Origin of the sequence: Krasilnikovia cinnamomea (assembly GCF_004217545.1) — a bacterium.
Classification (GTDB): Bacteria; Actinomycetota; Actinomycetes; order Mycobacteriales; family Micromonosporaceae; genus Actinoplanes; species Actinoplanes cinnamomeus.
The window spans coordinates 357,138-376,257 of the sequence record NZ_SHKY01000001.1 but is presented as its reverse complement, the minus strand read 5'-3'; the positions used below and the strand labels follow the sequence as shown (position 1 = coordinate 376,257).

The 19,120-nt window shown below is 75.0% G+C and carries 14 protein-coding genes and 1 riboswitch; of the genes, 11 read left to right on the top strand and 3 right to left on the bottom strand.

The window, feature by feature from the left end; all coding sequences use genetic code 11:
* The first annotated feature begins 50 nt into the window (after positions 1 to 50).
* The 7 genes from EV385_RS01580 to EV385_RS01550 all read left to right on the top strand — a co-directional run bounded on the left by EV385_RS01580 (position 51) and on the right by EV385_RS01550 (position 7,382).
* Entirely contained in the window at positions 51 to 365 is a 315-nt protein-coding gene (locus EV385_RS01580) for an ArsR/SmtB family transcription factor (protein ID WP_130507824.1), read from the top strand.
* A complete protein-coding gene (locus tag EV385_RS01575) occupies positions 362 to 895 on the top strand; it encodes an SRPBCC family protein (protein ID WP_130507823.1) in 534 nt (177 codons plus the stop codon). The genes EV385_RS01580 and EV385_RS01575 overlap by 4 nt, the downstream gene beginning before the upstream one ends.
* Before the next feature lie 71 nt (positions 896 to 966).
* Entirely contained in the window at positions 967 to 2,505 is a 1,539-nt protein-coding gene (locus EV385_RS01570; protein ID WP_130507822.1) for a gluconokinase, read from the top strand.
* A gap of 57 nt (positions 2,506 to 2,562) precedes the next feature.
* Positions 2,563 to 2,732, top strand: a riboswitch (cobalamin riboswitch).
* Between the two features lie 34 nt (positions 2,733 to 2,766).
* Positions 2,767 to 4,839 carry a VWA domain-containing protein gene (locus EV385_RS01565; protein WP_242624637.1) on the top strand — a complete coding sequence of 691 codons (2,073 nt, stop codon included), beginning with the start codon at positions 2,767 to 2,769 and terminating at the stop codon, positions 4,837 to 4,839.
* 31 nt (positions 4,840 to 4,870) lie between these two features.
* Positions 4,871 to 5,470 (top strand): cob(I)yrinic acid a,c-diamide adenosyltransferase, encoded by a 600-nt coding sequence (gene cobO / locus EV385_RS01560; RefSeq protein WP_130507820.1) that lies wholly within the window; start codon positions 4,871 to 4,873, stop codon positions 5,468 to 5,470.
* Entirely contained in the window at positions 5,464 to 6,846 is a 1,383-nt protein-coding gene (locus tag EV385_RS01555) for a cobyrinic acid a,c-diamide synthase CobB (RefSeq protein ID WP_130507819.1), read from the top strand. The genes cobO and EV385_RS01555 overlap by 7 nt, the downstream gene beginning before the upstream one ends.
* On the top strand, positions 6,843 to 7,382 hold the full coding sequence (locus EV385_RS01550) for a cobalamin biosynthesis protein (protein WP_165449359.1): 540 nt from the start codon (positions 6,843 to 6,845) through the stop codon (positions 7,380 to 7,382). The genes EV385_RS01555 and EV385_RS01550 overlap by 4 nt, the downstream gene beginning before the upstream one ends.
* On the opposite strand, the gene EV385_RS01545 is transcribed toward EV385_RS01550, so the two are convergent.
* Positions 7,379 to 8,857 (bottom strand): glutamate-cysteine ligase family protein, encoded by a 1,479-nt coding sequence (locus tag EV385_RS01545; protein ID WP_130507817.1) that lies wholly within the window; start codon positions 8,855 to 8,857, stop codon positions 7,379 to 7,381. The two genes, EV385_RS01550 and EV385_RS01545, sit on opposite strands and share 4 nt — an antisense overlap.
* A gap of 192 nt (positions 8,858 to 9,049) precedes the next feature.
* Entirely contained in the window at positions 9,050 to 9,589 is a 540-nt protein-coding gene (locus EV385_RS01540; protein ID WP_130507816.1) for a hypothetical protein, read from the bottom strand.
* A gap of 2,244 nt (positions 9,590 to 11,833) precedes the next feature.
* Between EV385_RS01540 and EV385_RS01535 the strand changes: the two genes are divergently transcribed.
* The 3 genes from EV385_RS01535 (at position 11,834) to secA2 (ending at position 16,870) form a co-directional block, all read left to right on the top strand.
* On the top strand, positions 11,834 to 13,036 hold the full coding sequence (locus EV385_RS01535; protein WP_130507815.1) for a hypothetical protein: 1,203 nt from the start codon (positions 11,834 to 11,836) through the stop codon (positions 13,034 to 13,036).
* Positions 13,037 to 13,289: 253 nt separating this feature from the next.
* Positions 13,290 to 14,420 (top strand): SigB/SigF/SigG family RNA polymerase sigma factor, encoded by a 1,131-nt coding sequence (locus EV385_RS01530; protein ID WP_130507814.1) that lies wholly within the window; start codon positions 13,290 to 13,292, stop codon positions 14,418 to 14,420.
* A 158-nt stretch (positions 14,421 to 14,578) separates the two neighbouring features.
* Complete coding sequence (gene secA2 / locus EV385_RS01525; RefSeq protein ID WP_130507813.1) at positions 14,579 to 16,870, top strand: accessory Sec system translocase SecA2; 2,292 nt, start codon at positions 14,579 to 14,581, stop codon at positions 16,868 to 16,870.
* Here secA2 and EV385_RS01520 read toward each other — a convergent pair whose 3' ends face one another.
* Positions 16,871 to 17,809: a DUF3500 domain-containing protein gene (locus EV385_RS01520; RefSeq protein WP_242624636.1), complete on the bottom strand. Its 939-nt coding sequence runs from the start codon at positions 17,807 to 17,809 to the stop codon at positions 16,871 to 16,873.
* A 727-nt stretch (positions 17,810 to 18,536) separates the two neighbouring features.
* Between EV385_RS01520 and EV385_RS01515 the strand changes: the two genes are divergently transcribed.
* Positions 18,537 to 19,115 (top strand): winged helix-turn-helix domain-containing protein, encoded by a 579-nt coding sequence (locus tag EV385_RS01515; RefSeq protein WP_130507812.1) that lies wholly within the window; start codon positions 18,537 to 18,539, stop codon positions 19,113 to 19,115.
* Positions 19,116 to 19,120 lie beyond the last annotated feature (5 nt).

Genomic DNA, 19,120 nt, shown 5'->3' with positions numbered 1-19,120 from the left:
CTCATTGTTTGCCTTGACGGTTATATAACGGCGGTGGAATAGTCGGGGTCGTGCCCGTCGACGCCCTCGCCGTACTGGCCGAACCGGCCCGGCGCCGCATCCTGGACGAGCTGCGCCACGCCGACCTCAGCGTCGGTGCCCTGGTCGGCGCGCTCCAGATGAGCCAGCCCGCGGTCTCCAAGCACCTGCGGGTGCTGCGCGACGCCGGCTTCGTCACCTGCCGGACGGCCGCCCAACAGCGCATCTACCACCTGGAGCCGGAACGCTTCCGGGCCCTGGACGCCTGGCTGGCGCCCTACCGCGCGCTGTGGACCCGGCACCTCGACGCTCTCGAACGCCACCTCGACTCCGAGGAGCAGCCATGAGACACCCCACCACCGATTTCGACCCCGGCCCGCCCGGCGACGCCAGCGTCGTTCCTGACGGTGACGCCTGGACCCTGGTGTTCGTCCGCGACCTGCGGCAGCCGCCCGAGCGGGTGTGGCGCGCCCTGACCGACCCCGGCGAACTCGACCAGTGGGCACCCTTCGCCGTCGCCCGTGACCTCGGCGCGCCCGGCGACACCACGCTCACCATGATCGACGGCGATACCCGCCTGGAGCAGCCCGTCACCGTGCTGCGCGCCGAGGCACCCCGCGTGCTGGAGTACACCTGGGGCGAGGACCGGTTGCGCTGGGAGCTCGACGCCGAGGGCGGCGGCACCCGGCTCACCCTGCGGCACACCCTGGCCCAGCCCGGCATGGACGCCATGGTCGCGGCCGGCTGGCACCTGTGCATGGCGGTGCTGCGGCGGCTGCTCGACGGCACCCCCGTCGGTGTCATCCGCGGCCGCGACGCCCTCGCGTACGGCTGGGACGACCTGCGCGACGGGTACGCGCGACGCCTCGCCCGCTGACTAGGCTCGGCGGCGTGACGTCGACTCTGGACGGGCGCCCGCCGTGCCTCGCGCCGCCCCCGGCCTGACACGTGGACGTCATCGTCGGCATCGACACCGGCACCACCGCGACCAAGGCGGTGGCCCTCGGCGCGGCCGGTGAGCCGAGGGCGCCCGCCAGCGTCGCCTATCCGCTGTCCGTACCCGCGGCCGGCCGGGCCGAGCTGGAGCCCGACGGCCTGCGCGACGCCGCGATCCACACCCTCGTCGACGCGGCCCGGCAGTCCCGCCAGCGCGGCGACCGGGTCGTCGCGGTCAGCCTCAGCGCGTTCCTGCACGGGCTCGTGCCGATGGATCCCGTGGGGCGCCCGCTCGGCCCGATGATCACCTGGGCCGACGGCCGCGCCGCGGCGCAGTCCGCGGCGCTCGTGGCCGCCGGGCGCGCCGGGGCCCTGCACGCCCGCACCGGCACCCCCGTGCACCCGATGTCGCCGCTGGCCAAGCTCGCCTGGTGGCGCGACACCCACCCGGCGACGCTGCGCGACACCCCGCGCTGGGGCGGGGTCAAGGAGCTGGTGCTGGCCGCGCTCGCGGACGCGCCGTTCGTCGTCGACCTCTCCGCCGCCTCCGGGACCGGGCTCTACGACATCCACCAGCGGCGCTGGGACCCCGAGGCGCTGGAGATCGCCGGGGTGCGGCCCGCGCACCTGGCCGAGGTCGTGCCGACCACCGCGCGGTTCACGCTGCGCCCGGACATCGCGGCCGCTGCCGGGCTGCCCGCCACCACGCCGGTGATCGTCGGCGCCACCGACGGGCCGCTGGCCACCCTCGGCGTGGGCGCCACCGCGCCCGGCGTGGCCGCGGTGTCCCTGGGCACCAGCGGCGCCCTGCGCACGGTCGTAGGCGCGCCCACGGTGGACCGGGCGGGCCGGCTGTTCTGCTACGCGCTCACCACGGACCGCTGGGTCGTCGGCGGGGCGGTCAACAACGCCGGGTCGGTGGTGCGCTGGGCGCGGCAGACCTTCACGGGCTACCCGGGGACCGACCGCGCCGAGATGGACCCCCTCGGGGCCGACGTGGGTGACGCGGCGCTGCTGGCCGAGGCGGGCCGTGTCCCGGCGGGCAGCGACGGCCTGCTCTGCCTGCCCTACCTGCTGGGGGAGCGGGCGCCGTGGTGGCGGCCGGGGCTGCGCGGCGCGTACCTGGGGCTGGGGCGCGAGCACGGCCGAGCCCACCTGGTCCGCGCCGCCGTCGAGGGGGTGTGCCAGCAACTGGCCCTCGTCCGCGACACCTTCGCCGACGAGGGGATCGCGGTCGCCGAGGTACGGGCCACCGGCGGCGCGGTCGCCTCCGCCCTGTGGGTGGACGTGCTGGCCGCCGCGCTGGACCTGCCGGTCGCGGTCGCCGGTACCCGCGAGGGCACCGCGCTCGGCGCCGCCCTGCTGGGCTGGCACGCCCTCGGCACCCTACCCGACCTGGATCACGCCGGGGCCCTTGTCGGCGTCGGCGAACCCACCCGGCCCGACCCGGACGCCGCGGCCCTGTACCGCCGGATGCGCCCGCTCGTCGAGCGCGCCGTCCACGCCGTGACCGACGTGCACACCGAACTGCGCGGGCTCACCGGCCGGTGAGGACGGCCGGCGCCGTGAAGGGCGGCACGTCACGTTGACGACCGGTGGCGTGGTAGGAAAGCATGACCGGCGAGCGGTAGCGGAGGAACCCGGTGCGAGACCGGGGCGGTCCCGCCACTGTGACCGGGGAGTGACCCGCGACGACGCCACGGCCGGAGACGGCCGGAAGGCCGCGGCGAGCGCCGATCCGGGAGCCAGGAGACTCCGGCCGCTCGTACCTTGAGGATGCGGGCGTGGACACCCGCGGAAGGGATCTGCCGCGTGCTGCCTGCGTACCCGTTCTCCGCCGTCGTCGGCCTCGACGACCTGCGGCTCGCCCTGTTGCTGACCGCCGTGTCACCGGCCGTGGGCGGCGTCCTGGTCCGAGGCGAGAAGGGCACCGCCAAGTCGACCGTGGTCCGCGCGCTCGCCGGGCTGCTGCCCGAGGTCGACGTGGTGCGCGGCTGCCGCTTCGCGTGCGATCCCGCCGGACCAGACCCGGACTGCCCCGACGGGCCACATGAGATCGACGCACCGCACGGGCACCGGCCCGCCACCCTTGTGGAGCTGCCGGTCGGCGCCACCGAGGACCGGGTGGTCGGCACCCTCGACATCCAGCGCGCCCTCGCCGACGGGGTCAAGGCGTACGAGCCCGGACTGCTGGCCGCCGCCCACCGTGGCGCCCTGTACGTCGACGAGGTCAACCTGCTCCCGGACCACCTCGTCGACCTGCTCCTCGACGCGGCTGCCATGGGCCGGGCACACGTCGAACGCGACGGCGTCTCCGTCAAGCACGCCGCCCGCTTCCTGCTGGTCGGCACCATGAACCCGGAGGAGGGCGAGCCCCGCCCCCAGCTGGTCGACCGGTTCGGGCTGGTGGTCACGGTCGCCGCGCCCCGCGACGCCGGGCAGCGCGCCGAGGTGGTGCGACGCCGCCTCGCGTACGAGGCGGATCCCGCCGGGTTCACGGCCCGGTTCGCGGACGCCGAGCGGACACTGGCCCACCGGATCGCCGAGGCCCGGGCCGCCCTGCCGGGCGTGGCGCTGCCCGACGCCGAGCTGGACCGGATCGCCCGGGTGTGCCTCGCGTACGGCGTCGACGGCATGCGCGCCGACATCGTGGTCGCCCGGTGCGCGGTGGCGCTGGCCGCCTGGCACGGACGCGACCGGGTGACCGGCGACGACGTCAAGGACGCGGCCCGGCTGGCGTTGCCGCATCGGCGCCGCCGCGACCCGCTCGACCCGCCCGGCACGGACGAGCAGCGCCTCGAGGAGGCCCTGGCCCAGGCGGACCCGGACGACGACCCGCCCACCCCGCCGGACGGCGGCGCCCCACCACCCGACGACGGCCCCGCGCCCGGCGACGGCCCTCACTCAGGGGACACCCAGGGCCCGCCGCCGGGCGACCGAGACCCGTCCGGCGCGGACGGTTCGTCGTCGCCGAGCCGGGCGCAGGAGCACCCCCCGGAGCCGGCGGCCGCCACCGACCGGCCCGGGCCGGCCGCCGGGCACGCACCGCTGGATCAGCCGGGCGAGTCGGCGTCACCCGGCCGCCCACGGTCGGGGACCGCGCGGGCCGGCGCCGCGTTCCGCCCGCGCACGCTGCGGATCGCCGCGCGCGGCGACGGCGGCCACGCGGGCCGCCGCTCCCCGGCGTACGCGCGTCGCGGCCGCGTGGTCGGGGCGCGGGCGCCGCACGGCCGCCTCACCGGCGCCCCCCACCTGCCGGCCACGCTGCGCGCCGCCCTGCACCGGGCCGCCGCGCACCGCACCGCCCGGCCCGGCGGCCTCGCCGTGCAGCCACGCGACCTGCGCCAGGCCGTACACGTCGGCCGGGAGGCCAACCTCGTCCTGTTCGTCGTGGACGCCTCCGGCTCGATGGCCGCGCGCCGCCGGATGACCGTGGTCAAGACCGCGGTGCTGTCCCTGCTGCGCGACGCCTACCAGCGGCGCGACCGGATCGGGATGATCACCTTCCGGGGTTCATCCGCGGATCAGGTGCTGCCGCCGACCTCCAGCCACGAGGTCGGGGTGCTGCGGCTGGCCTCGTTGCGCACGGGCGGGCGTACCCCGCTCGCCGCGGGCCTGCGCGCCGCGGCCGCGACCATCGCCACCGAGCGCCGCCGCGACCCCCGCCGGCGTCCCCTGCTGGTCGTGGTCACCGACGGCCGCGCCACCAGCGGACCCGACCCCACGACGCTGGCCGGCGTCCTGGCCGGGGTCGCCACCGTGGTGGTGGACTGCGAGTCCGGCCCGGTACGCCTCGGCCTCGCCCGCCGCCTCGCCGCCGCGCTCGACGCCGACCTCGTGCCCCTCGAGCACCTGGAACACACCACCACCCGGAGGGCCGCATGAACGAGCCCGCAGCGACGAGCGGAGCAGCCTGATGCCGCAGGGCAAGGTCACGACGGTGCCGGACGACGGCCTGACCACCCGCCAGCGGCGCCGCCAGGCGGTGCTGGCGGTGCACACCGGACACGGCAAGGGAAAGTCGACGGCCGCGTTCGGGATGGCGTTGCGGGCCTGGAGCGCCGGGTGGTCGATCGGGGTGTTCCAGTTCGTCAAGAGCGAGAAGTGGCGGGTCGGCGAGGAGACCGCCCTCAAGGCGCTGGGCGCGAGCGGCGGCCCGCCCGTGGCCTGGCACAAGATGGGGGAGGGCTGGTCCTGGATCCAGCGGGCCGGCACGGAACGCGACCACGCCGCCGAGGCGGCCGAGGGCTGGGCACAGATCAAACGGGACCTGACCGCCGAGACCCACAGGTTCTACGTGCTCGACGAGTTCACGTACCCGATGAAATGGGGTTGGGTCGACGTGGCCGACGTCGTGGCGACCCTGGCCGAACGGCCCGGCACCCAGCATGTCGTGATCACCGGCCGTGACGCGCACCCGGACCTCATCGCGGCGGCCGACCTGGTCACCGAGATGACCAAGCTCAAGCACCCGATGGACGCGGGCCGCAAGGGGCAGCCGGGCATCGAATGGTGAGCGTGCCCCGCCTGGTCATAGCCGCGCCGGCCTCCGGGCACGGCAAGACCACGGTGGCCACCGGCCTGCTGGCCGCGTTCGCGGCGCGCGGCCTCGCGGTCGCCCCGTTCAAGGTGGGGCCGGACTACATCGACCCGGGCTACCACGCCCTGGCCGCCGGGCGGCCCGGGCGCAACCTCGACCCGGTCATGGTGGGCGAGCAGCTGATCGGTCCGCTGTTCGCGCACGGTACGGCCGGTGCGCAGCTCGCGGTCGTGGAAGGCGTCATGGGCCTGTACGACGGCCGCACCGGCGCCGGCGACACAGGCTCCACCGCACACGTGGCGCGCCTGCTCGCCGCGCCCGTGGTGCTCGTGGTGGACGCCGCCGCGCAGGGCCGCTCGGTGGCTGCCCTCGTGCACGGCTTCCGCAGCTTCGGCGACGCCCGCATCGGCGGGGTCATCCTCAACCGGGTCGGCTCCGACCGGCACGAGCAACTGCTGCGCGAGGCGTGCGAGGAGGTGGGCACCCCGGTGCTGGGCGCGCTGCGCCGCGCCGACGCCGTAGCCGCTCCGTCGCGGCACCTGGGGTTGATCCCGGCGGCCGAGCGCCGCGCCGAGGCCGTCGCGGCGGTCGACGCGCTGGCCGCGCTCGTCGCGTCCGCCGTGGACCTGGACGCGGTGCTGGCGCTGGCCCGCGCCGCCCCGCCGCTGGCGGCCACCGCGTGGACCCCGGCGGCGGCCGAGCCCGTGCCGGGCCGCCCGGTCGTCGCGGTCGCGGGCGGCCCGGCCTTCACCTTTTCGTACGCGGAGACCGCCGAGCTGCTGGCCGGTGCGGGTGCCGAGGTCGTCACGGTCGACCCGCTGCGCGCCGAGGCCCTGCCCGCCGGCACCGGCGCCCTGGTGGTCGGCGGCGGCTTCCCCGAGGTGTACGCCGAGCAGCTGTCCGCCAACGAGCCGCTGCGCCGCGACGTGGCCGCCCGCGCCGCGGCCGGTCTGCCGATCGTGGCCGAGTGCGCGGGCCTGCTCTGGCTCTGCCGGGCCCTCGACGGCGCGCCGATGTGCGGCGTGCTCGACGCGGAGGCGGCCATGACCCCCACGCTGACCCTCGGCTACCGCGACGCCGCGGCGCTGACGGACAGCCCCCTGGCCGTGGCCGGGACCAGGGTGACCGGGCACGAGTTCCACCGTACGGTCGTGCAGCCCCGCTCCGGGCTGCTGCTTTCCCCGGCGGCCGGGGCGGCGTGGGGGTGGCGCGGCGCCGACCCGGAGGGCTTCGCGACCCCGAGCCTGCATGCGTCGTATCTGCACCTGCACTGGGCGGGCCAACCGGCGATGGCGCACCGCGTGGTCACCGCGGCCGCCGCCCGCGACGCGCCGCTGGAGCGTGCCCCGTGACGGCGCGCGGCCGGGATGCCGCTACGCCGTTCACCGAGGACAGTGGGGTCGTCGGCGCGGGTGACGACGTCCGGTGCGGCGAACCGGTGGCGGTTCACGGCGGGCGGGTGGCGGTGGGCGTCGGGGCGCGCAGCGACCTGCTCGAAGCGGAGCTGGACTGGGCGATCCGCGCCGCGCTGACCGCGGCGGGCCTGTCGCCCGGGGACGTCGGCGTGGTGGCCACGCTGGACCGCCGGGCCGGCGCGACGCTGAGGGCCGTCGCGGACCGTCACGAATGGGCGGTGCGGTCGTACCGGGCGGACCAGCTCGCCGTCGTGCCGGTGCCGCATCCGAGCGCGCGGGTCGCCGCGGCGGCCGGGACACCGAGTGTGGCCGAGGCCGCCGCCCTGCTGGCCGCCGGGCCCGGCGCGCGACTGATCCTGCCGAAGTCGGTGTGGTCAGGCCTCACCGTGGCGGTCGCGGATCGGGCCGTCACGACGGCCCTGCCCCGCACCGCTTCCGCGCAGCCGGGCGGAGAGGCCGGACAACCCGGCTAGCCGGGCAGCGGCCACTCGTGGACGGGTACGTTGCCGTGCATGAGCGGCAGGTACCGCTGCAGCATCTCGTGCAGGGCCTCGCGACGCTCCCGGCCGTCGGCCTCCAGCGCGTGCAGCGTGTCCACCTGCCACTGCGCCCCGTTGCGCCCGGCCAGGCAGCGGCGTTCGATGATGCCGAGCAGGCGGTCGCGTTCGGCGGCGGGCACTGCCCAGCGGTCCAGCCCGTCGTGGGCGAGCGGCAGCAGCCGGCGCAGCACCAGCTCCGTGACCGGGACGTATCCGAGGCCGGGCCAGAACACCGTCGCGGCGATGCCGTGCCGGGCACCGGCGTGGAAGTTCTCCTCGGCGGCGCTGAACGACATCTGCGTCCACAGCGGACGCTCCGCGTCGGCGAGGCTGCGCACGAGGCCGTAGTAGAAGGCCGCGTTGGCGATCGTGTCCACCACGGTGGGTCCGGCGGGCAGCACCCGGTTCTCGACGCGCAGGTGGGGACGGCCGTTGACCACCGCGTACACGGGCCGGTTCCAGCGGTAGACGGTGCCGTTGTGCAGGCGCAACTCGCTGAGCTCGGGAATGTCGCCGCGCTCCAGGTCCTGCTCGGGGTCGGCATCGTCGCAGATCGGCAGCAGGGCGGGAAAGTACCGTACGTTCTCCTCGAACAGGTCGAAGACCGAGGTGACCCAGCGCTCGCCGAACCACACCCGCGGGCGTACCCCCTGCGCCTTGATCTCCTCGCTGCGGGTGTCCGTCGCCTGTTCGAACAGCGGGATGCGGGTCTCGCGCCACAGCTCACGCCCGAACAGCAGCGGCGAGTTGGCGCCCAGTGCCACCTGGACGCCCGCGATGGCCTGCGCCGAGTTCCAGTACGCGGCGAACTGCCCCGGGCTGACCTGCAGGTGGAACTGGGTGCTCGTGCAGGCCGCCTCGGGCGCGATCGTGTCGGTGGTGACCGCGAGCCGGTCGATGCCGTCGATGCGGATGTCGAGGTCCTCGCCGCGCGCCGCGAAGATCTGCTCGTTGAGCAGCCGGTACCGCGGATTCGCGGACAGCGACTCCATGGTGAGGTGCTCCTTGCGCAGCGTCGGCAGGATGCCGATCATCACCATGTGCGCGCCGGCCGAGCGGGCGTGCTGTTCGGCGTTGTTGAGGCTGGCCCGCAGGCCGCGTTCCAGATCGGTGTTGCCGTCCCCGGCCAGCAGGCGCGGCGGCACGTTGATCTCGATGTTGAACTGGCCCAGCTCGGTCTGGTAGTCGGGGTCCGCGATGGCGCCGAGCACCTCGGCGTTGCGCATCGCCGGGTCGCAGTGCTCGTCGATGAGGTTCAGCTCGATCTCCATGCCGGTCAGCGGCCGTTCGAACTCGAACCGGGACTCCCGCAGCATTGACGCGAACACGTCCAGGCTCCGGCGGATCTTCTGCCGGTACCGCGCGCGGTCGTCGCGGGTGAACGCGTGCTGCTCGACCTCTTCACCCACTGTGCATCTCCCTCTCCACGCACCGTCACCGTCTCACCGCATCATCGGACGCGCAACTCCCGCGCGGGCGCGGCGGGCCGCGCGCCGCCCGATCGATTCCGGTACGGCGCGAGCGCCGTCCCGAATGGACCGGGCGGATGGCGTGCCGGTTCGATCCGTACCCGGGTGTGCCCGTGCGTAGTCCCGGCGGGGTCAGTGGAGCCAGGCCGCCGCCAGCAGCCCGACCAGTACGAGGCCCGCCCCGGCCTGGATGAGCAGCCCCGGGCCGAGATGCGACCACAGTGTCGGGACGCGCGGGGTCAGCGGCTGCAGGGTGGTGAGGTTGAGGACCTGCCGCACCTTCACCGGCAGCTGGGGGTCCTTCTGCTGCTGGGTGCGCAACTGGACGAGATCGCCCCGGTGCAGCGCCGAAACCGGCAGGTACCCGTGCATCTCAACCTCGTACGTCTGACCCAGATCGTCGCGGACCCGCAGCGGGGTCACCAGATACTCGGGGCCCTTCTTCAGTTCCCTGAAGCTCCGGCGGGCACCGAGCGCGCCGCCGCGCAGCTTGGCGAGGACCAGCGCGACGAGGCCCTGAGCGATCCCGGCGGTGACGAAGACGGCCAGCAGCAACGGCTGCCCGACCTTGACCTCCCGGGTGTAGGAGGCCTGGAACCCGACGAACCGGCCGGTGATGACGGGACCGGCGTGCCGGAGGATCTGCTCGCGGTACAACCCGGCGTCGTCCATGGGTCACCCCCGGGGGGAGGAGATGGATGTCCCCTGATGGTACGGAGAGCGACGTCTAGCACACAGTGAGTGAATTCTGGTTCATTGCGTCCTCCTGTCGCAGCCCACCGGTGATCCACTCGCGGTCCGCTGTCCGGCCCGCTCCACGGCCATCCGCCGAAGGTCTTCCGATTGCGCGAAACCGCTCCAAACCCGCCCCGGTCGCGGTGAACTTGTGCTGACCACGCGTCCCGGCGCGCGGCGGACCGACGGGGGACCACGATGGCTACAGGGTCGACGGCGTACATCCGGCCGGACAGCGTCCTGGCGCGCACCGCCGCGGAAGTGATGAAGGCGCACGCCGATGGCGCCGGTCCCACCGTCGGTATGACCACCTGCCCCGTGTGCGGCGAACCGCTGCCCTGCTCGACCGGCCTCGCCGCCGCCGAGGTACTCGTCGCCGCCGGGCTGGCCGAGTCGTCCGGCCTGGTCGAGGCGGCCCGGCAGGGGCGGGGCGCGGCCCCTGGCCCGCTCATGCCGCCCGGCGGGCCGACCACGTCGCGCACCAGCGAGCCGGTACCGGACTTCGACATCCCGGGTCTGCCGACCGCCACGGGGCCCGCAAACCTGGGGCAGGCCGCGCCCTCCACCGACGTCCCGGCCACCCACGACCTGCCGGGGCCTCTTCGGTATCCGGCAGAGACTGCAGGCCATGAGCTGCCCTCGCCGATGCGGGCGGATCCGCCCGGGACCGCCCCCGCCCCGGCTCTGGGGCTTCCCCCGACCTCCGGGTTGCCGCCCACCGTGGGGTTGCCGCCGGCGCCCACCTCGGGCCTGCCACCCGCCGCCGAGCCTCCGGCCGAATCGTCCACTCCCGGCCCGGCCGCGCCCGAAGCGGCGGGCCGGGTCGCTTCTACGCCGGGCTTCACCACCCCGGCCCCGGGCCCGGCCGGTGCGCCGTCCGGCCTGTCCGGACCCGCACCTGCCGGACCGCCTTCCGGGCTGGCGCCGCTTCCGTCTCCTGGTGGGCCGTCGGGTTTGTCGGCGTCGCTTCCGTCTCCTGGTGGGCCGTCGGGTCTGTCCGCGCCGCTTCCGTCTCCTGGTGGGCCGTCGGGTCTGTCCGCGCCGCCGCCTTCACCTGCGGCGCCGTCCGGTCTCTCCGCGCCTGTCTCCGCGCCGCCCGCCCCGCCGTCCGGGCTGTCTGTCCCGCCGCCGCCCGCCGCGCCGTCGGACGCGCCGCCATCGTCGTCGGCCGGGGGCGCGCTGTCGGGTCTGTCGCGCCCCGGGGCGGGCGACCCCGCCTCCAGGGAACCGGGCAGCCACGAAACCGCCGGTCAGGCGGGCGGGACGGGGCAATGGGGCACGCTCAGCGGGAGCGGCGCGGCCACCCCGCCGTCCGGGCTGTCGGGCGCGATCAGCGGCGCACCGGCGGCGCCTCCGCAGGGCGGGAGCCCGGTGAGCGGATGGGATCCCACGGCCGCACCGGCCGAGCGGGCCGAGGCCCCGGCCGCCGGACCCGGCGCGGGCCCGCTGAACGGGGCACCAGTACCGTCCGGGCCGCCCACGCCGACCGGCACACCGCCGGCGGCACCGGGATTCGCGCCCGGAGGCCGTACGGACGCCGCCCGAGGCGACGCGCCCGGCACCCAGCCCAGCTGGGCGCAGCCGTCGCCGGAATGGTCCGCCACGGGAGCGCAGACCGGTGGGGCCCCCACCGCGCCGCACGGCATGGGCTCGCCGTCCTCCCCGGGGGGAAGCCCACTCACGCCGCCGGCCGGCGCCGGCCCCGTCGCTGGGGGCGCGCCACCGGCCGTGCCGCCGACGCTTCCGCCGGACTTCGATCCGCTCCTGCTCGGGCCGCCGATCTACGTCCAGCAGAACCGGCCCCTGGACGCACCGCAGTTCACTCCCTCGCGCCCGCGGACCGACCAGCCGGGCGGCACCCCGAGCGGTCGGGAGACCGTGCCCGGGCAAGCGGGCCTGATGGGGCAACCGGGGCGTCCCGGCCCTGCGGGCCAGCCCGGCGTGGGGCAGCCCGGCGTGGGGCAGCCTGGCGTGGGGCAGCCCGGCGTGGGGCAAGCCGGGCAGCCAGGCCCTCCTGGACAGCCGGGCGCGGCGGGACAGTCTGCTCCCGCTGCACAGGCGGCCCCCGGTCAGTCGACGCCGGGCATGGACCTCCCGCGCACCGAGCGCCCGGACCACTTGGCCACGCCGGCAGCCCAATCCGGCGGCCTGCCGGGAACCCAGCCTCCAGCCCAACCGCCCTTGGACACGCCCCAGCTCGGACAGGCCCCGCTCGGGCAGCCGCAGCTCGGGCAGCAGAACCCCGCCGGACCGGCAGGGCAGGCGCCGAGCGGGCCGTCGCTGGAATCCCCGCAGCTGGGCCAGCAGAACCGGCCCCCACTGGCCGGTCAGGCGGGTGGTCCACCTCCGCTCGGACCGCAGAATCAAGGTCAGGAGCAACCCCGGCCGCCGCTGCAGGCCCCGCAACTGGGTCAGAACCGGCCGCCGCTGCAGCCGCCGCAGATGGGTCAGAACCGGCCGCCGCTGCAGCCGCCGCAGATGGGGCAGAGTCGCCCCCCGCTGGAACCCCCGCAGCTGGGTCAGAACCGTCCCCCGCACGAGGCGGGCGAGCCGGGCCAGCGCAACCGGCCTCCGCTGGCGGGCCAGAGCCCGGCGCGACCGCCGTTGGAGCCACCGCAGCTCGGCCAGCACAATCCACCACCGTCGGCAGCCCCGTCCGGGCTTGGCCGCCCGGGCGACACGCAGTCAGCGCAGCAGCCCTGGGCGCGGCCGTCCACGGGCGGAGCGTCCGGCCCGGCCTCGTTCGGTGCGGGCACCGCGGTGCCCGGCCAGGAACCCGCACCGGGCCCCGCCGCGAACCCGCTCCAGGGCACCGGTCCGACTCGATCGCTGGGGCCCATTCCGACCCCTGCCGCCCTGCAGACCCCGGGCCACGAACCGACCGTTTCCCCGGGTGGCCAACCGTCGACGCAGCCGCCTGAACGGCCGCGGCTGGAGCCGCCCCAGCTCGGTCAGCACAACCGCCCGCTGCAGGGCGGACAGCCGGGGCCCGGCGCCCCGTCCGGACTGCCCGGCCAGGCAGCCACCCCCGCCGGTGCGCCGTCGGGACCGTCCGGCCCGGCCCCGTCCGGAACCGGGATGCCGTCGGGACTGCCCACGCCGGGATACGCCGCCCCGCCTTCGGGACCCGCCTCGGCGGGATATGCCGCTCCACCGTCCGCAAGCCCGTCCGGCCACGCGGGTGGCCTCCCGTCCGGTCTGCCCGGGCCGGGCGGTGGCCCGCAGTCCGGTCTGCCCGGGCCGGGCGGCGGACTCCAGTCCGGCCTGCCGGGCGGGACCGCGGGCGAGCCGCCGCCGTCCGGGCCGGCGGACACCGGCGCACCCTCGTGGGCCCTGCGCCGCGACGAGGACGACGAGAGCACCGGCCGGGACTCCAGCGGCTGACACCGAGGCCGCAGCGGGACGACACACCCGGTGACCGGACGCGGGACGGAGGCGCGAATCGGAGGCGGGCGCGCCACGATTTCGGTCGATGCGTTTGAGTCCGGCAGACGGGGCAGTAACGTCGCTCGAAGGGGCCGATCCGGGGACGGTGGGGACCGGGCGCTCGAGGCGCCAGCGGGGCGATGGTCTCCGCCTCGCCCTCCGGCCGAGGGTGGCTTCGCCTGTCGGGGCGAGGCCGCGCGAGGGAGAGACGATGCCCGCACCTGAGAAAGTGCAGACGCTGGAGTGTCCCCCGGCGGATCTCGACGCCGCCGCGGTCGTCTACGCGCGACGTTGCGCCGGCGCGCCGCCCGCCACACGTCAGGTCCTGCGCGAGGAGCTCATCGCGGCCTGCCTGCCGTTCGCGGGCAGGCTCGCGCGGCGTTACCGGGGCCGCGGCGAGCCGATGGAGGATCTCACCCAGGTCGCCCGCCTCGGCCTGGTCAAGGCCATCGACCGGTACGACCCGGGGCGCGGCTCGTTCACCGCGTACGCGGTCATCACCATCACCGGCGAGATCAAGCGCCACTTCCGTGACAAGACCTGGGGTGTGCACGTGCCTCGCCGGATCCAGGACCTCAGCCTTGAGGTGGCGCACGCCTGCACCGTGCTGACCAGCCAGCTCTCGGGTAGCCCCACGGTGGCCGAGATCGCCGAGTTCCTGCGGGTCGACGAGGACGCCGTGATCGAGGCGATCGAATCGGCGGCCAGCTACTGCCCGGCGTCGCTGAACGCCCCGGTCGGTGCCGGCGGCGCGGGTGAGCTGGGGGACCTGCTGGGCGGCGTGGACCTGGATCTGGAGGCGGTCGACGACAAGATCACCGTCGCGGACCTGCTGCTGCGGATGCCGGCCCGGGAGCGGCGGATGCTCGCCCTGCGGTTCTACGGCAACCGGACCCAGGCCGAGATCGCCCACGAACTGGGCGTCTCGCAGATGCACGTGTCGCGGCTGCTGAGCCGGGCGCTGAGCTGGCTGCGGGAGGCCATGCTGCGCGACACCCTGCCCCGGTGGGAGGGCGCCGCGGACGCCGGGAACGACATGCGCGTGTCGGTGGCCCGGGTGCCGGGCGGGCTGACCGTGCGGGTGCGCGGGGAGGTCGACCGGGACACCGCCGAGCGGTTGCGTGCGGGGCTGCGGCAGGCGGTGGCGGCGGCGGCCGGCCAGCGGGTCGTCGTGAATCTCTCCGGTGTGCCGCTGATCGACGCCGCGGGGGTGGCGGCGTTCGTGGACGCCCGCGCGGGCGCGGCCCGCGCCGAGGTGCCGCTGATCCTTCGCGGCGCGCAACCGTACGTGGCCCGCATCCTGGCGGTCTCCGGCCTGGCCCCGATGCTGGCGCCCGAGTAGCCGTGCCGGGCCGCTTGAGCGGTGCGCGGCCGGCGCCGGCCGGGGAGCAGGAGTGATGCCCCGGCCCGGCGCCGGGGGCCGACACCAGCCGGCATATCGGGCGTCCGGGGCGGGAGTCGGGCGCAATCGGCGGCCGACATCAAGTACCGTTGCCGGCCATGGGTGTGTCGCAGCGGCTGAAGAGCCGGTTCCGTAAGTTCCTGCAGCGTCCGGGCACCACGGTCGATCTCGCCCCGCTGCGCCGTCGGCTCCCGGAGATCGAGGCGCGTGAAGACGCGCTGGCGGCTCTCGACGACGCGGAGCTGACCGCCGCGGCCGCCGAGGCGCACGACTTCACGGAGATCTGCGCGGTCGGCCGGGAGGCCGCCAAGCGGGCTCTGGACCAACGTCCGTACGACGTGCAGCTGCTCGGCGCCATGGCCCTGCTGTCCGGCAAGGTCGCCGAGATGGCCACCGGTGAGGGCAAGACCCTGACCGCCACCATCGCCGCCTACGGGCACGTCCGGCGGGGCAACGGGCCGGTGCACGTGCTCACCGTCAACGACTATCTGGCCCGCCGCGACGCCACCTGGATGGAGCCGGTCTACACCCTGCTCGGGTTGACGGTCGCCTGGGTCACCGAGGCGTCGACGCCGCAGGAGCGCCGCGAGGCGTACGCGGCCGACGTCACGTACGTGTCGGTGAGCGAGGCCGGCTTCGACTACCTGCGCGACCAGCTGGTCACGGACATCGCGGACCGGGTGCAGAGTGAGCTGGCCACGGCGATCGTCGACGAGGCCGACTCGATCCTGATCGACGAGGCCCGGGTGCCGATGGTGCTGGCCGGCAGCATCCACACCGAGAGTGACCCGGTGCACGAGGCCGCCGAGCTGGTCCGTGACCTGCGTCCCGGCAAGCACTTCGAGGTGGCCGACGACGGCCGCAGCGTCGCGTTCACGGCCGCGGGTCTGGCGGAGGTCGAGCGCCGGATGGGCCTTGATCTGTACGCCCACGAGAACGTCGAGCAGCTCTCCGCGGTGAACGTGGCGCTGCATGCCCGGGCCCTGCTGCGCCGCGACGTCGACTACATCGTGCGCGAGGGCTCAGTGGAGCTGATCGACGAGATGCGCGGCCGGGTGGCCCAGCGTCGCCGCTGGCCCGACGGTCTGCAGGCCGCGGTGGAGGCCAAGGAGGGTCTGAGCGCCACCGCCGAGGGCGAGGTGCTGGACACGATCACCGTGCAGGCGTTCATCGCCTCGTACAAGACGGTGTGCGGGATGACCGCGACCGCGGTGCACGTGGGTGAGCAGCTGCGGGAGTACTTCAAGCTCGAGGTCGCGGTGATCCCGTCGAACGCCGAGAACATCCGCGTCGACGAGCCGGACCGGATCTACTCGGCGCACGACATGCGCGACGAGGCGCTGGTCGAGGAGATCAAGCTGGCCCACGAGAAGGGCCGCCCGGTGCTGGTCGGCACGCTGGACGTGAAGGCGTCGGAGCAGCTCGCGGCGCAGCTGGCCGCGGCCGGGGTCCCGTCCCAGGTGCTGAACGCGAAGAACGACGCCGAGGAGGCGGCGATCATCGCGGAGGCGGGGGCGCTGGGCGCGGTGACGGTCTCCACCCAGATGGCGGGACGCGGTGTCGACATCCGCCTGGGCGGCAGCGACGAGAAGGACCGCGAGCGGGTGGTCGAGCTGGGCGGGCTGTACGTGATCGGCAGCGGCCGCCACGACAGCCGACGGGTGGACGACCAGCTGCGCGGCCGGGCGGGCCGGCAGGGCGACCCGGGTGGCTCGGTGTTCTTCGTCAGCCTGGAGGACGACCTGATCGTTCGGCACGCGGGCGACATCCTGCCCGCGTCGCCGCGGATGGACATCGACGGCGTGGTGCACGACGAGACCGTGGACTACGCGGTCGAGCACGCCCAGCGGGTCGCCGAGGGCGTCAACCACGAGATTCACCGCAACACGTGGCGCTACAGCGTGGTGATCGAGCAGCAGCGGGTGGCGCTGGCCGAGCGCCGGGAACGGCTGCTCACCAGCGAGGTCGCCGCGATCATGCTGCTGGAGCGTTCGCCGGAGAAGGCGAAGGCGACCGACGAGGACGTCCTCAGCGACGCGGCGCGCGCCATCGCCCTGTTCCACCTCGACCGGCTGTGGGCCGAGCACCTGGCGCATCTCAACGAGGTCCGCGAGGGTGTGCACCTGCGGGCGCTGGGCAAGCTGGACCCGCTGGACGAGTTCCACCGGGCGGCGGTGCCGGCCTTCCAGACGATGTTCACCGAGATCGAGCGGCGCACCATCGAGACGTTCGAGGAGGTCGACCTCTCCGACGGTTGGCAGCCCGAGCAGGCGCAGATCGTGCGGCCCAGCGCGACGTGGACGTACCTGGTGCACGACAACCCGTTCGGTTCGGAGCTGGACCGGCTCATCGCGGCGGTGGGCCGCCGCCTCACCTCCGGCGGGGAGTAGCTACGGGGTGTGCCCCGGGCCCGCGCGGTGGGCGGCGAGCACGTCGCCGCCGAAGTCGCCGCGCGGGCGGCGCAGCACGGTGTGCGCGTGGTTGCCGTCGTCGGTGGTGTTGTCGTACTCGATGAGCAGGTCGTCGGCCTGGACGCGGTAGTAGTGGCGGCCGCCCGGTCCGGGCGGCCCCTCCCACGCGAAGTGCACCTCGGCGCCGAGGGTGTCCGCGTACGCGGCGGCCAGCTCGTCGGGCAGCCGTCCCAGGTAGAGCGCGACCAGCTGATCGAGCAGGGCGCGCTCGCCCGGGCGCAGGTCGGCGCGGGGCACCCCGGCCGGTGGGATCGGTCCCGTCGACGGCGCGGTGCCGCTGCGGATGTCGTACGGTGCCTCATCGGCGACGACGGCCCGCCGCCGTGCCGTGGGTGTCATGGCCAGCAGTAGTTCGCGCCCGAGGTCCTCCTCGGCGGCCAGGGGTCGCAGCACCACCCGCCCGGCGGTGTCCACCCGGGCCGGGTTGGCGCCGAGGAAGACCGGGGCGGGGGAGACCACGTCGTCGGCCACGGTCATGCTGACCGACAGGTGGTGGCCCTCGAACCGCCAGCCCCAGCGGTCGTCGCCGGGGGTGCCGAAGACCACCACCCGGTAGTCCTCGCTGTGCCGGCCACGGCGCCAGTCCTCCCGGCGGTCCAGCACCTCCTCCAACGCCAGGACGGCCATGGCCTGGGCGTACGCGGGCGGGCTCAGGGCGGTGGCCAGCAGCCGGTGTGCCGCCTTGCGGGCGGTCACGCCGAGGTCGGCCAGGCTGAGCCCGGGGCGCGGCTCGGGCCGGTACTCGATCCAGCGGCGGGCCGCGTCGTCGAAGCCGCGGGTCGCGGCGGCCTCCTGCTCGTCGGTCAGGGCGGCCAGCAGCGTGTCCGCGGTGGCTCGCATCTCGTAGGCGAGGATCATGTCGGGACTCCCGTGGCGGCGCGCGGTGCGCGGGGCTCGTCACGCATCCTGGTGTGAACGCGATCGTTTCGCCGTCCCGCGCGCGGATTATTTCGTCGGCAACCACCTGAGCGTACGATGCCAATCTCGGCCCACATTCGCGGAAGGCGTGGATGTGACGTGCGGCGCGGCTGGCCGGACCCGCCGCCGCGTACCGGCCGGGAGGTCGCATGGCCATTTCTCGCCTGCGCTGACGTACCGCCCGGCGGGCGGGCCCCGGTGCACCGGCGTGGGCGGGCCCCGCAGCCGCCGATGACTGCCGCGGTGGTGGCCCCGCGGCGGGGTCCAGTCTGCAGTACCCCTTGTTGTGCTGGGGAAACTCAGCGGAGAGCGCGTTCTTCGGGCGCCTTCCGGCGACGCCCCGCGGGGCTGCGGAGCGCCGCAGGCGGTACGCATCGTAAGATGTCCATCACTGCCTGGGTGGCGGGCCTCGCCCCGCCACGGTAGTTTGACGTGAGGAAAACTGTTCTTTCCCGAGGACTCCAACGAATGGATGCATGCTGTTAACCCGTGACGGGAATCGCATTTCCAGTGCGGAAATCTCTCATGTGGAACGACCTTCCCACACTGTGGTTGCCGCCTTGACCGGACAACCCGCGAACCGACAATATCGACCCCGTTTACGAATGTATTGATTTCGTCGCCGCTGCGGGGTGCGGCCTATCCGTATCGCAATTGGGGGGCATTCATGCCGGTCACGGCACTGTCGGCACGCGCCGGACGGCGCGGTTCGCACGCGACGGGAGCGAGGAACGTCGCGACGATCCGCCGCGCCCCGGCCGCGCTTGCGGCCGATCCCGCGCTGACCGTCACACTGGCGATCCCGCTTACCGACGAAGGGCTCACGCCGCAGGCACACCGCCTGCTGGACGCCGTCCGCGAGCTCGTCGAGCTCGGTCAGGGCGCGGTCTCCGTCGCGCCGCCGGATCCCGAACCCGCGCTGCCGGTCACCGCACACAGCGGTCCCGAGCTGCGCCTGCTCACCGCATCCCGGCAGGTCATGCTGGACGGTGAGGTCCTGCCGCTCACCCGGCTCGAGTTCGATCTGCTGCTGTTCCTGGCGGAGAACCCGCGCCGGGTCTTCAGCCGGACTCAGCTGCTGTCGGCGGTCTGGGGCTACGAGCACACCGGCGAACGCACGGTCGACGTGCACGTCCGGCGGCTTCGGGTCAAGCTGGGCGGCAACGTTCCACTGATCACCACCGTCTACGGCGTCGGGTACCGCCTCTCCGACGAGGCCCGCGTCGTGGTGCAGCCGCAGGACTGAGACGC